10 protein-coding genes and 1 pseudogene are annotated in these 14,622 nt (G+C 32.8%); 7 read left to right on the top strand and 4 right to left on the bottom strand.

What is annotated here, in order from left to right:
• Nucleotides 1-32: 32 nt before the first annotated feature.
• The 4 genes and pseudogenes from ABEY15_RS01205 to ABEY15_RS01190 all read left to right on the top strand — a co-directional run.
• A pseudogene (locus ABEY15_RS01205) lies at nt 33-257 on the top strand (glycoside hydrolase family 3 N-terminal domain-containing protein); the annotation flags it as partial.
• Between the two features lie 93 nt (nt 258-350).
• Nucleotides 351-548: a hypothetical protein gene (locus ABEY15_RS01200; protein ID WP_429887896.1), complete on the top strand. Its 198-nt coding sequence runs from the start codon at nt 351-353 to the stop codon at nt 546-548.
• A gap of 562 nt (nt 549-1,110) precedes the next feature.
• A complete protein-coding gene (locus ABEY15_RS01195) occupies nt 1,111-2,262 on the top strand; it encodes a spore germination protein (protein ID WP_429887895.1) in 1,152 nt (383 codons plus the stop codon).
• A 929-nt stretch (nt 2,263-3,191) separates the two neighbouring features.
• The gene (locus ABEY15_RS01190; RefSeq protein WP_429887894.1) at nt 3,192-4,148 is read left to right on the top strand and encodes a magnesium transporter CorA family protein; all 957 of its coding nucleotides are present in this window, start codon (nt 3,192-3,194) and stop codon (nt 4,146-4,148) included.
• A gap of 8 nt (nt 4,149-4,156) precedes the next feature.
• Here ABEY15_RS01190 and spoVK read toward each other — a convergent pair whose 3' ends face one another.
• Complete coding sequence (gene spoVK / locus ABEY15_RS01185) at nt 4,157-5,104, bottom strand: stage V sporulation protein K (protein WP_429887893.1); 948 nt, start codon at nt 5,102-5,104, stop codon at nt 4,157-4,159.
• Nucleotides 5,105-5,362: 258 nt separating this feature from the next.
• Between spoVK and ABEY15_RS01180 the strand changes: the two genes are divergently transcribed.
• Nucleotides 5,363-6,343 carry a tyrosine-type recombinase/integrase gene (locus ABEY15_RS01180; protein ID WP_429887891.1) on the top strand — a complete coding sequence of 327 codons (981 nt, stop codon included), beginning with the start codon at nt 5,363-5,365 and terminating at the stop codon, nt 6,341-6,343.
• A 55-nt stretch (nt 6,344-6,398) separates the two neighbouring features.
• On the opposite strand, the gene ABEY15_RS01175 is transcribed toward ABEY15_RS01180, so the two are convergent.
• The 3 genes from ABEY15_RS01175 to miaA form a co-directional block, all read right to left on the bottom strand.
• Entirely contained in the window at nt 6,399-7,025 is a 627-nt protein-coding gene (locus tag ABEY15_RS01175; RefSeq protein WP_429887889.1) for an FMN-binding negative transcriptional regulator, read from the bottom strand.
• 108 nt (nt 7,026-7,133) lie between these two features.
• The gene (gene hfq / locus ABEY15_RS01170) at nt 7,134-7,355 is read right to left on the bottom strand and encodes an RNA chaperone Hfq (RefSeq protein WP_056470298.1); all 222 of its coding nucleotides are present in this window, start codon (nt 7,353-7,355) and stop codon (nt 7,134-7,136) included.
• 23 nt (nt 7,356-7,378) lie between these two features.
• The gene (gene miaA / locus ABEY15_RS01165; RefSeq protein WP_429888237.1) at nt 7,379-8,341 is read right to left on the bottom strand and encodes a tRNA (adenosine(37)-N6)-dimethylallyltransferase MiaA; all 963 of its coding nucleotides are present in this window, start codon (nt 8,339-8,341) and stop codon (nt 7,379-7,381) included.
• A 199-nt stretch (nt 8,342-8,540) separates the two neighbouring features.
• Between miaA and ABEY15_RS01160 the strand changes: the two genes are divergently transcribed.
• Both ABEY15_RS01160 and ABEY15_RS01155 read left to right on the top strand, forming a co-directional pair.
• A complete protein-coding gene (locus tag ABEY15_RS01160) occupies nt 8,541-10,388 on the top strand; it encodes a dihydroorotate dehydrogenase (protein ID WP_429887887.1) in 1,848 nt (615 codons plus the stop codon).
• A 1,140-nt stretch (nt 10,389-11,528) separates the two neighbouring features.
• Entirely contained in the window at nt 11,529-14,570 is a 3,042-nt protein-coding gene (locus ABEY15_RS01155; RefSeq protein WP_429887885.1) for a LamG-like jellyroll fold domain-containing protein, read from the top strand.
• Nucleotides 14,571-14,622: the final 52 nt, after the last annotated feature.

The raw sequence follows: 14,622 nt of genomic DNA, 5'->3' as shown, positions 1-14,622 counted from the left end.
TTTCCCTTTTGTTTTATTTAATAAAACACGCAGTGGCAAGCTCTTGGGACAGAGCTCTAGTTCATAGTACAGGAGTAGCTGGGAGAAGAATGTCAGGCAGAAGAGCCATTCTTCTTGGACCTGGTGTAAACATTAAGCGTTCTCCACTTTGTGGCAGAAATTTTGAATACTACTCAGAAGACCCTTATCTTTCAACGGAGATGGCGATAAGCCATATCAAAGGTATTCAGAGTCAAGGAAAGGCAAGCTCTCAGAAGCTCTCCAGGCTCTGAGGCTTTTTTTAATACTCCAATGTAAATACATACATACTAAATCATAACATAATTAAATCTATGTCAGGTGGTGGAGCATTGAAACAGTTTATTGAGCTAACTGATATGAGTGGAAAGAAGATTTGTATAAACATCAATCACATTACTTCCATTAAGGAGTCAAACTCACAGGGAACTAAGGTTACTTTAACAGAGTGGGATAAGAAGGGGAATTTAAGTGTGTTTGTGAGTGAGCCTTATGGAGAAGTGAAGAAGCAATTAAGGCAGATTATGTAAAAGGGGGGCTTACAGCTTTCCTTATTCTATATTTTCACAGAACTTCTTAATAAGTTCTTCTTGCTTCTTAAAACTATTTTCCAAATCATCTACATTCTATTAAAGCATTCCCAAAATCCTTCAATTGTCTTTTGTTTAATATCGTTTTACAACGGCCATTTTCTTAAATTTTTAGTATTCATAAGTTAAACTCCTATAGAAAAAGCTATTTTATTTATATTATAACACTCCGTTTTAACCTAATTACCCAATTAGCATAATAAAAAGGACTACCGTAGCTGCCCTTCTTATTGAACTACCATGGGAGTACGATATAAACTTCCATTCACTGTTGTGAATCTGTGGATTCATGGATGGCTAACGCATGCGTTAGTTCAACAAAATCACAAGTCGCAAAACCGTTATTTTTATTTAAGTAAATAACAGTAAAGTTCGATAAACTTATTTTTAAAATAATGTAATTTTCATTATTCATTACTGTATTTTACTAGTAGACTTCATCACCCTACTGGTATTTTTTTATTCTTTAATTGGGAATATTATATACGAAAGGAGTTTGCTTATGCTAAATAAAGACAAAGAAATTATTCAGTCCATCGTTCAAGAAGTCATGGTGGCTCAAAAAAAACAAGAAGAAGAAAAGATTCCCGAAAGAGCATTAGAGCAACCCTCCACCGAAAAATCTCCTTTTGGAGCTGAATACGGCGTAACTGAAAACCTTGAAACTAATACAAAGCTAATAAAAGAATGGTGTAAAAATTCTCAATTAAAAATTGTTGATTATTATTATGGTAGTGTTATCCAAAATAAGGTTTCACTCTTTTATTTAGAAGACAGAGTTGACACTAGAACGCTTGAGGAAGTCCAAAATAAAATGAGCAATTTGGAGATTGATTATTTGTTACATGTTGAAACAATAGGGGAAGAATTACAACATAAAAGTGCAGGACTTTTCCCAACTGTTAGAGTAAGTGAAAGGTTTGATGTAATCGTATCTGATTTAATCCAAGGAAAAGTGATAATTATTGCAGATCACTGTCCCTTAGCCGTCATTGCTCCTGTGGTATTTTGGGGGTTCTTCCATCAACAAGACGATTACTACACAAGAACAGGAAGATTTACTTTAAGAATTCTCAAAATCCTAGCCTTTTTGTTCACAATATATGGATCGACATTTTTTATAGTTGTACAAAAATTCCATTTAGATCAGATTGATAATAAAAAAATTTATGAATTATTTAACGGAGCAGATTACATTCTTCCCGCTCTTGTGCAAATATTACTTATTATGTTAGTTATGCGAATGGCGATTGTTAACTCTGTTCTTGTTTACAGTTCCTATATGATCTTAATTTCTTTACTTGTCACAATGATAATTGGTGAAATGTCAGTTAAAATAAATTTGCTTAATCCTTTTATAGTTGTATTAATGAATCTTAGTATATTAACTAGTCTACATAGCCTATTTAAAGGTTTAAGACCTATTATTCAAACACTTGAGCCTATTATGCTATTTACAGGATATTTTTTTGATTGGTGGGGAGTAGCAATTTTATCATTAATCTTTTTCTGTTGGGCAAGCTTCTTAAAGCCATATGGTATTCATTATTTATCTCCGATTATTCCTTTGAAAGTACAGGATTTAAAAGATACATTGTGGAGGGGAAAACTAAAAAAGATTATCAATGCTAAACATACTTACAGGGAAAAATAGTGAATTGAAAATAAAATCTTATATTAAGTTGTGCGAAGTTATTTGGATCGGAAGTTGAATCTTTTGTCATATTATAAAAATCGGACTGAACGATTACATGTATATGCAATTTATCAATATACTCAACTAATAAATTTTTTTAACTAATAAGTTTAATGTTTATAAAATATCTGTTCGCCAGATTGAATGTTAAGAATTAGCATGTTTAGAATAAGCAGATTAATAAAACCTGATTTCCAAACAATACTCCTCCCATATTCTTTTCAGATAAGTGATAGACCCATACACTTGGTTTGGGATTAGGATTGGATTTTGCTATAGATTCAGTTCTAATCCCTAATTTTACAGAAATCCAACTATTACACCAAGAGAATAAACTTCGGGTTTAAAATTAACGTCGTCAGTCCAATAAAACAGAGCATCGTACAAAATTAACCTTGCTCTATAAGTGATAGAATTAAAATTTAGTTCTTGAACGATGTGAAATTGAGTTACACCTTCAAATAATATTTCTATCGCAGATTGATACGAAACTGCCTTTGAAAAAGGAATCTTACAATATTATCAGTTCTGTTGATATACCCAATGATAGATTATCATCAACATAACTCCCAATCCACATATGGAATTCTTTTAAGCAACTATTATGAAACCCTCCAAATGTATCCAAAAGATTTTCAACATTTTTACTTTCTTTAACTTCTATCCAATCCATCTGAACTCTCACACTCTATGGTTTTCCATTTATCAAAAAAATAGACAACAATAAAAACATAAAGTACTGACAAAATTACATGATACTATCTGATAAATGAAAAAAAATAGCAAACAAGAAACAACAACTAAAAAAAGTGTTTATTTTTTGTTTACATAATTTACCTATACTTGCCAACACTATTTTAGAAATTTATTTAAAGGAGGAATTTCATTTGAAGAGATATAATATAACAAACCATTCAGTCGAAACAATTGATGAATTTTTGCTTCCAACTAAAGATGAAATTCTTTGGTATCACTTCAGTAATAAATCCTTTGATGAATTAACTACGATTATTGAAAGTTTAACTATTCATCCTTTAGCAAAAAAGAAACTTCTCCATAGTGAACATAAGCCAAGAATAAATGTTTTTAAAAACGAGGCAATCCTTTCCCTATATGCTTTAACTAAGTTATTTAAACCAACAAAAATAAATATTCTTGTTTGCAGTAATTTAATTATTTCATATATAGAAGATCATGAAATAGATCTATTCAAATATGTAACTCAGGAATTCAGTCAAAATTATATTAAAGTAGACCATACTGGTCATGTTTTATATCAAATTTTCCATGAAGTTATTGAGAAGTTCCTTATCTCTATTGATCGGTTTGCAAATGAGATTGAAGAAATTGAACGAGACTTATTTAATGATCCATTTCGAAAGGATTTAGATCAGAAAATTTTCAATTGGAAAGTTCAACTTCAAGATTTAAGACAGCTTGTAGAACCACAAGTTAATGTCATTAACCAAATTGTCGAAGCAGATTTTCCTTTCCTAAGTCAGGATGCAGGTTTTTATTTTAATGAATTGAAAGAGAATTATGAACGTATTATTAATGCCCTAGATAATTTTAAAGAAAGTATGGGAGGCATTATAGAAATGCAAATGTTCTTAAAATCTGACCGTACAAATGATATTATGAAAACTTTAACACTCATAAGTGCCATTTTCTTACCAATGTCTTTTATTGCAGGGTTATATGGCATGAATTTTGTAAATATGCCTGAATTAAAATGGAAATTTGGTTATTTATATTGTATTGTCCTCAATATTTTAATCGGGGTCATTATTTCAATTTATTTTAACATTAAAGGTTGGTGGGGTAGAAAACACCAGATAAAATAGCTAATCGTTCAATTAATCGAATCGATTTTGTCTGAAGTAAATAAGTCTTTTTCTTCGATCCTCATTAATATTTCTCGATTAAATTCGCTCTCAGATACTAATCTAGTTGCTTGTGTCCTAATCGATTTTTCAACAATGTTACGGACAAAACGCCCATTGCTAAAATGAGCACGATTTTCAAGTTTTGCCTTTTGGATAAAGTCTCTTAATCGGTATTCCGCTTCCCGAGATAGTATATATTCTCGGTCAACAAACATTTTTTTTGAAATATCTAGAAGTTCATTTACAGAATAATCCTGGAATTCTAAAATGAAAGGAAATCTTGATTTTAGTCCAGGATTCAAACTTAAGAAATAATCCATTTCGGAAGAATAGCCGGCTAAAATCAGTACAAAGTCGCCATGTTTATCTTCCATATGTTTAACAAGTGTATCAATCGCTTCTTTTCCGAAATCTTTTTCCCCACCACGGCCAAGTGAGTAAGCCTCATCAATAAAAAGAATCCCACCATTTGCTTTTTTTACTAAATCTCTAGTTTTTTGAGCAGTGTGTCCAATGTATTCTCCGACTAAATCAGCTCTTTCTGCTTCGATTAGGTGGCCTTTTGACAATACACCCATTTTCAAAAATAATTGACCAATAATCCTTGCAACAGTCGTTTTTCCAGTTCCTGGATTGCCTTTAAACAACATATGCAATACTTGTTTTTCAGCTTTTAAATTTAATTCTTCTCGTTTTTTATTAATAAATATCCAAGCATAAATTTCATGAATCATTTTTTTTATTTCTCCCATACCAATTAAATGCCTTAACTGATCCTCTATTTCTATTAATAACTCATGTTTAGGATGTTTCACTGTTTCGATAATTGGATTTGGAGAAACCTCTCCCCTTTTCACTGTATTAAGTACAACATTTATTTGGCCGTTATCTTTTAAACGAATTGGCTGCTCCAAACATGACACCTCTCTTATTCTGTCGAACATTTTTTGTGTATCTATAGAAAGCACTCCGCGAGAAATCACATTACAGTTCGTTTTATGTGCTTATGAAAGTATTTTACTAAATAAGTTTTTTACTATTATATGTACGAACAATTAATTTCAAAACTTTTATTCTCTAGACTAACTTTTAAATGGATAAGATTGCTAAATTTTACTAAATTCTATTAACTTATTTGATATAATGAGAGAAAAAGAGAAGAGTTGATAAATTTGACGATTCCAAACTTAACAATTGCTACTTTACCTGATGTCATCTTGCAATTTGCCTCTCACTTAAATAGTAAAGGAAGAAAAGAATCTACTATTAAGCGTTATTGCTATGATTTAGAAGAATGTTTCCGTTACTTTAAAAAAGTTAATGAAAGTTTTAGTACATTACAAGTGCAAAATTTTAATGATTATTTCTATTTTTTAACATCTGAACGTGGATATAATGAGAAAACGATGCATCGAATATATGTCGTACTAAATCAATTTTATAAATTTTTACATTCTAATAATTCTTCCATCGAAAATATCATCCCATTCACTAACTATTTAGCAGGACCTTCACGCGCCCTTTCAAAGGACGATTTTATCTCAGAAGAAGAAGAAAAAAAATTACTATCAATCGTTCAATCCACAACAGATTTGTCAGAAAAACAATTAAAAGCTAGATCATTTTTAATGGATCGTAACGAAATTATGATTCGTTTTATGCTGTTTTATGGACTAACTTTAAAGGAATTAATTGATTTACAAATGAGAGATATTAACTTCGCTTTAAATGAACTTATTGTCCATAGCAAGGAAGGGACTAAAAGAACAATTATTCTTACAAAAGAAGATCGAGTACTATTATATAATTATTTTGTCACGATACCAGAGCCCGTAAGACCTCACTATCATTCAACTCATCCGCTCTTTGTTGCATTTGATTTTAACCGCATGACATTCCATTGGGTTTACGATACAGATTCACCGAAAGCACTTACTGAAATTGCATTTCAAAAAATGCTTAGGTTGGAAGTTAAAAGAGCTGGGCTTAGAAAAGGACTTTGCTCACAACATTTAAGAAACACGTTTATTCTAGGTAAAATCAAAGAGGGATTATTAGTGGAAGATATTCAGCATCTAGTTGGATTGAAGACTTCAGTTTCTTTAAAACGATACTTTCAATATTTTCAAGAAAATGAACGCCCAAATAAATAGGAGTTATGATTTCTATATCATAACTCTCTCTTTTTAAAGTGTAGTAAACTTCTTTTTATGAACTTGGATTTAGTTTTGCTTTCATAAGTTCCGCGATTTCTTGGGAAGAATATTTTTCTTCATTTTGCAAAGCTGCAATCACTTTTTCTCTTCTCTCAATCGAATGATTTTGACTTAATTTCTTTTTACCGATTAACTCTGTTACTTCAATTTTTAAACAAACAATTCCCGAAAGTAATTTTTCAACATAATCTGTGTGATCTCCATACTTCCAGGGTTTTGATTGTCCTTTTTCAAAGTATTCGGTTGTTTTTAAAACGATTTCTCTCATTTCATCTTTATTTTCAATTGTTGTTACTTTTCCATAAACGTGGATTGCTGTATAGTTCCAAGTTGAAACTGTATTTTTTTCTTCATACCATGAAGCAGAAACATATGCATGTGGCCCTGGAAAGATGATTAAACATTCCTTTCCATTCATCGTTCTCCATTGAGGATTTGGCTTAGCTAAATGTGTAATTATAAATAAACTCTCTTTTGTTTCTTGTATGATAAATGGTAAATGAGTTGCTTCTATTTTTGCTTCGTCATTATTTGATAATAATATTCCGAAGCTATTTTTCTTCATTTCGGCTATTAATTGATTTAGATCTGTTTCTTTAAATTCTTTTGGAACATACATTTGTTTCTCCTCCTCTAGTTTACATAATATAATTATCTTTATTAATTTATCTATCATAATTAAAAAAGAACATTGACCATAAGATCAATGCTCTTTTTTCAATTTATTTTACATTTCAATTTGTACATTTTTAGATGGTACAAACGTTGAAATTGCATGTTTATATATTAATTGTTGTTTACCTTCAACATCTAACAATACCGTAAAGTTATCAAAGCTTTTTACTTTACCTTTGATTTGAAATCCATTAAGTAAAAATACTGTAACCGCTAGATTGTCTTTACGTAATTGGTTTAAGAACTGATCTTGAATGTTGATTGATGTTTTCATGTCCTTTTCCTCCTCTTCTACCTCTACATATATTTATTCGAGATGAAATAGCCCTTTCCTTCAAGTATAGCTAAAATTTCCAGTTTTTTTATATCAAAATTCTGTCCATCCATATCAAACCAATGGATGCTCATTTTATTCCTAAACCACGTCATTTGCCTTTTTGCATACCTTCTTGAGCTTTGTTTAATTAAATCGATTGCTTCTTCTTTCGTTAAGATTCCATCAAAATAATCGTAAAGCTCTTTATAGCCAATCGCTTGCACAGATTGACAATTTCGAATACCTTTGTCGTAGAGCATTTTTGCTTCATCTACTAGTCCTTCTTCCAACATTAGATCAACTCGTAAATTAATTCGATTGTATAGTAGCTCTCGATCCATCGATAATCCGATTATTTCTGCATCATATAAATACTCTGGCTCTTTTTTAAATGCGGTCTCTGAAAATTTTTGTCCCGTTAGTTTGAAAACTTCAATTGCACGGATTACTCTTCTAACATTATTCATATGTATTTGCTTCGCACTTTCTGGATCAATTTCTTTTAATTGATCATGTAATGCTTTATTCCCAAAGGCCATCGCAAAGCCCTCTAATTGGTTTCTTAAAAGCTCATCACCTTCTTGCTCAGCAAATTCATATTTAGTTAATACACTTTGGATATATAATCCAGTACCACCAACAATAATTGGAATTTTACCTCGATTAGCTATTTCTTTAATTTTCGCTCTAGCTAAAGTTTGAAAATCAGCTACTGTAAAAGAATCTTTTGGATCAAGGAAATCAATTAAATGATGCGGAATTCCTTCCTTTTCTTCTTCTGTAATTTTAGCTGCTCCAATATTTAATTCTTTATAAACCTGTGTTGCATCACCATTAATGATTTCTCCATCAACAGCTTTTGCAAGTTCAATACTTAGCTTTGTTTTCCCTACTGCTGTAGGACCGACGATGACTATCACTTTTTGCATATTTACCATTGTAATCACATATACGCCTTTCTATACAACCTTTTCCTTACTTGTCTTACTATTTTTGAAAGTAGATAACTCTTTTTATTTATACCATATTTATACAAAAATTCCAATGTTTTGTGAATCAATTCACAATTTTAAAAGAAAGTGTTTTCATTTTATATTTGTGAAAGTAAACTATAAGTAATCTTAAAAAAAATGAGGTAATACGATGCCTGATTGGTCTTATCATACAATTTTTAAACCAATGCTCTCAAAGCTTCCTTCTAAAGTTTCAAGAGAATTCATTCATAGTAGCATGAATAAAATCTCATCTATTCCATTTGGTCCAAATCTAATCGAATTTCTCGGTCATTTAAATACTGACAGTTCTCTTGAAAACGTAATTCATAATTTAAAAATTAAAAATCAAATTGGATTGGCCTCTAAGATTGACCCCTATCTATCTGGCACAAACGCTTTTATGAATTTAGGATTTGGTGTGATTGAAATTGGACCTATTTCAATCAACGACTCTTATACAAGCAAAAGTCCGCTCATTAATTTGAAACTTAACCAATTAATCGGAACAGAGGAAAATAAAGTATTAACCATAGAACAAACAGTTCATAAACTTACTAAAATACATAAGAAGGTTCCCATTTTTGCTAGAATAGTTGGGAGTTTTGATGAATATAAACTGATCGAATCAAGGCTTTCAGATTTTGTTGATTTATTCATCCTAGAGTTTGATTTGGCCATGGATTTAGTAAAAAATAATTGGGCTTCTAGTAAACCTATTTGTCTATCAATTTATTCAAATGAAATAGATATTCTTCTTAAACAAGAAAATTATCCATTCCATTCAATATTGATTGAAGAACTTCCAGTTACTACTGATCTAGAGCAAAAAAACAACTTAATAAATACTATTCAAAAGTTAAAATCAAATCAGTTTGAGAAACCAATTTTTACAAAAGGCGGAGTGGTTGAGCCGATTGATGCAATTGAATTAATTGATACTGGAGCATCATTAGTATTTTTATCTCATGGATATGTGCTCAGTGGTCCTGGTCTACCAAAACGGATTAATGAAGCGATAATGTATAGAAGTAAAAAAGAGATGACTAGTTTAAGTGACGGATGGATATGGTACTTTTTATTTGGACTTTTCATGTTTATTGGAGGATTACTTGCTCTATTTATTAGTTTAACTACCATTGTCCTTCCATATGATGAGCACTTTTTAACGATTAAACGACATGTAATTTTACAGTTTAATGATCGAATTCTCCCCTTTATGTCACATGATCGAATGACACTTTCTGGGACGATTATGTCAGGTGGAATACTGTTCATGTCATTAGCCAGAAATGGAATTAAACATCATTATCATTGGGCAAAGAAAGCATCTGATACTAGTGCGTTCGTAGGTTTTTTAGCGATATTTTTATTTATAGGTTATTGGTATTTTGATTGGTTACACGCTTTATTTTGGGTAGTTTTATTAATACCATTCTTAATTGGTTTTTTTAAAACTAGAGGCATAAATAGAAGTCCAGAATCAGAAAATCTAACAAATAATAGAGATTGGAAGATTAGTTTAATAGGTCAATTATTTTTTATTATATTAGGGTTTTCGATCATACTCGGAGGATGTATTATTTCATTTGTAGGTGTCACTACTACCTTTGTGAAAACAGATTTAAATTATTTATGTATAACACCTTCTGAGTTAGATGCATTTAATCAGCACCTGATTCCTGTTATTTCACATGATCGAGCAGGTTTTGGTGGTGGATTAGTAAGTGTTGGCTTACTAGTACTCATGATTTCATTATGGGGGTACAGACAAAATCAAAAATGGATTTGGTGGACATTACTGTTCGGGAGTTTACCCGCGTTTATAACTGCGTTTGGAGTCCATTTTATGATTGGGTACACTGATTTTTATCATCTTTTACCGCCAATCATTGCAAGTTTGTTTTTATTGATTGGAGTCATTACATCTTATAAATTTTTGAATTTTACAACGACTAATTCAAATGAAAACACATTTCATGAAATAAGTAATTCTTAAAATTTGTCTTGAGATGGAAATAAATAAAGGAGCATACCATATCGGTTGCTCCTTTTTCGTGTGAAATAACATTTACCATCTATCCAATCATCCTAATGTGATTCACATTCTTTTTTTAATCCGAATTCGGTAGGTGTATCTGGTTTTTCATAAGTTTTCTTTTCAGGTTGTGCCTATAATGTAAATCATTATTAAGAATATCTTTATACGATTAATTGGTTAACTTAAAATTCAAGTTTACTTTACATATGCTCAATATTTACGATGTATAATTATTGGCTAATTTTATCAATTATATCCAGATTATTTTAATCTAGAAGGATCCACGATCGATAGGAAACCGAAAAATAATGCTAGCAGACATGATTTCAAATTCATCTATTTAAGTTCAAGAATGTAGTTTTTCTTGAACTTTTTTGCATTTATTTAAATGTTGAAAATCAATTCTGGCTTATGGATAGATGACTGAAGGGTCTATAGTTTTTAGCACTTTGGTATTTCTATTTGATTACCTTTTGCAGGAAAACATTTAAGGTTAATAGTTTTTATCATTAAGTATTACTTAACACAAATGGTTTGATTAATAATTGATAATTTAGAATTAACATTCAATTTACATAGTGCTTATATAATTGTCCATGTGATATTTTTCACCATCTCACTGAAAAAAATCAGAATTTCTAAATTGAGGCTGTCTTCGCCTTGAGAAGAAGTCTTAAGAAAGGTTCATTTGAAAAAGGAGGAGTAATAATTTATTGATATTTAACTATTTTTCACAGCTTATTAATTTTTGTAAAAAGCTTTACCACGTCGAATTCACCTAATATTTTCGGAAAATGTTCAGTGAGTTGAAATGTTAAATTTGGTGGAATCATGTACCGATAGTTGTAAAAGATCAAAGCTTACGAATTTTGCACAATTCTGTCCATCAAGTGAGGGACAAAAAAAATTCGATGTTAACGGGGGCCCCCCTCCGTTATTACACGAATTTTCCCATCTAATCAAGACGACAAACGGCTATTTCAGATAAGTGATATTCATTTAAAAGTCAAAAGTAATAATTTCATAGAAAAGTTTGTCTCTAATTTAGAACAATTCGCGGTAATCGTAGAAAATTAGAATTACTGGAGGTTTTCTGTAATGAAAAAATATTTATCTATTTCTCTCGTATTAACGATGATATTCGTTATATTATCAAACACCACAGACGCACTTGCAAACGATTCGGGTGCCAAACTCGTTAAAATCGACAATATGCAGCCGGTTTACGGACAAACGATCACTGCCAATGTAACCATGGGTCATGGTTCAATGGGCAAAAATCTAACATTTCAATGGCAAGTACAGCAATCACGTATCAGCGATCAATATATTAATGTAAAATCTGGTGGTACAACCAAAAGCTACACCGTAACGTTAAATGATATTGGTAAAAAATTGCGCGTTGTAGTTGGTTTACCATCAAATGGTGACAGAAAAACTTCATTGGCTACGAACGCAGTATTAAATGCCAACCCACTTATTGCATCGATGAAATTCGATCATAATTTAAAGGACGATGCAAATCAAGAAAATTTGGAAGGGAAAGGAAATTATAGTTATGTAGACGGTGTATTACCCGGGACCAAAGCCCTTCACTTAGAAAGCGGTGACGGGAATTATGTTGGTACGAAGCATAGCTTGAATTTTGGTAATGACAGTTTTACAACATCCTTCTGGTATAAGGGTGACACTAACAATAATCAGGTAATATTATCAAACAAGGATTTTACTAAGAGCTCTAACGAAGGTTGGGCTATATTTACATCAGCCAATTCGGCCAATATGAATTTAGGATTCCCTACATCATCAGTAAAATTTGGGCGTGATACGTTTAATGCTTCTAATTGGCGTTACGTGACATTTGTTGTAGACAGAGATAAAATGCTCGGATCGTTGTATATTGATGGTTACAAAATGACTGAAACTTCACTAGGGGTAGGAAGTTTAGATACATCGAACCCATTAAATATAGGTAGCGACGGACTAGGTAAAAATGGCGGAAATTCATTCGATATAGCTGATTTGAATGTTTGGAAAGGTGCATTTAGCAGTGAAATGGTTCAAGCTAATTATAATAGTTACGCTGTAAATAAAGTAAATACGAAAGCACTTAACGACACAATTTCAAAAGCAAATAAAATAGTAGCGGACGGCCTCGGTATCGACTACAGCCAAACTGATTTTGATTATTTGAAAAAGGTTTTAAATACAGCAACTAAGGTTGCAACCACGCAAAAAGTAAATTTATATACACAGGAAACCATTAATTATTACGAACGTGAACTAAACAACGCTATATTCATCTATCAAAAAAGTAATAAAAAGCTAACACCTGCAGGTTTAAATATGATTGTGGACAGCGACCCGGAAGTAAGTGCTAATCCCGCAACAATCGCGCGCATTGAAAAAGATTACAGAACAGAACTGAGGCTATTCCCACAGGCCGACGTACTCTTTATTCCTGGCGACGTTACTGGCGGTAACAACGCCAATGAATATGTGTGGATGAAAAATATGACAGACATTTACAATAAACTGAAAGGTGAAGGTCTGTTTGACAATACGAAGCTTTATATGGTACGAGGCAACCATGATATGGGCGGCGCTGAAAAATTTATTCCTGTCGGTTCGGCGGGCGCGTGGAACGCATCAACGAATTCATACGATAACAACTTCTTTAATAGTGCCTATAGGGTAAAGGTAAAAGGATATAATATTGTTGGATTTGACGGAAATTATAACAACGACAATACAGTGGGGAAAACCAAAGAATTACTTAACCAAATTAAAACAGAAGCAGATTACGATCCAACCAAACCTATATTTGTATCTTCTCACTACCCTATAAGCGGAACAGTATGGTCAGGTAGATGGAGCAGTGCAGCAAGTAATAATGTAGGTCAGTATATTGCCGACAATGACTTGTCGCAGGTAGTCTATATGTCAGGGCATACGCAATACGACCCGACGGACGAACGTTCTCATTATCAAGGTTCGGCTACGTTTCTCGACAGCGGTGCGAGTTCATATTCAAGTTATATTGATGACGGTCCGTACGGCGGATATTTAGAAGGTGCGTATATCAACTATAAAACTACGCCTCGCATCGTGAATTTCTTAGAGGTTTACGGTTCAAAAATTATCATCAAACAATATAATTTAAGCACAGATGAATATGTAGGCATACCTTCTGTAAAAATCGTTGGTGAAGGCAAAAAGGCCTTTACCTATAGTAGAAGCGATATAAGAGAACTCATAGCTCCGCAGTTTGAAGAAGGTATTACGGTCGATTCCTACAAAAACAACGAACTTGCTTTTACAATTAAGCAAGCAAATGACAATGTGCGCGTTTTGGAATATAATATTCAGCTTATCAACAAGCTCAACGGGAAAGTTGAAAAATCGTTTAACAGCCTTTCGCTTCCGCTAGACAAGCCATTTGATGAATACAGGCATTATAAGTTTACAGGTTTGTCGCCGACTACTCCATATATACTGAGGGTATTCGCCGATGATTCCATGTATAACCGTTCGTCGCAGGACATAGACATTGAGGCTAAAAAAGTTAATTTAAACAGCATCACTGCGCCTGCATCGGTTTCTGCTAACAACGGAACAGCTAATACAGCTGAAGCTCTCGGATTGCCCACAGAAGTAATTCTTGCAACCGATGGAGGAAATGTGGACGCAAGTGTGACTTGGGATTTAAGCGGCGTTAGCTACGATCCGGCTATCAAGACGGCGCAGACCTTCTCGGTGCCAGGGATCGTAACCCTGCCTTCCGGAGTTGAAAACCCGAACAGCGTTCCATTGACAACAAGCATTAAAGTAACTGTTCAAGCAGTTGGAGTAGCTACAGGCCCAATAACACTAGACAAATCCCAGTACATCCAAGGGGAAGCTATTACCCTATCCTATACTGGGGCAGCGTTAAACGGGAAAGATTGGGTCGGCATCTACAGAACCGGAGCTGTTCCTCCAGGTGCCGGTGCATCTTTGCAATGGAGTTATTTAACGCCTGGATCTGGAAGAGTTAGTTTAAACAATGGACTGGCCCCTGGCACTTATGATGTACTCTTTTTGCTCAATGACGGTTATACGGTAGTGGATCGCAAGACATTCCAAGTCGTTCAACCGTGACGTTTAAGAGCATAACAGTAGGGATTGGCCAACGAAACAGCAAAGACGGCAG

Origin of the sequence: Gottfriedia acidiceleris (genome assembly GCF_050457485.1) — a bacterium.
Taxonomy (GTDB): domain Bacteria; phylum Bacillota; class Bacilli; order Bacillales; family Bacillaceae_G; genus Gottfriedia; species Gottfriedia acidiceleris_D.
The sequence above is the reverse complement of the archived record's forward strand: the minus strand, read 5'-3'. Positions and strand labels throughout refer to the sequence as shown.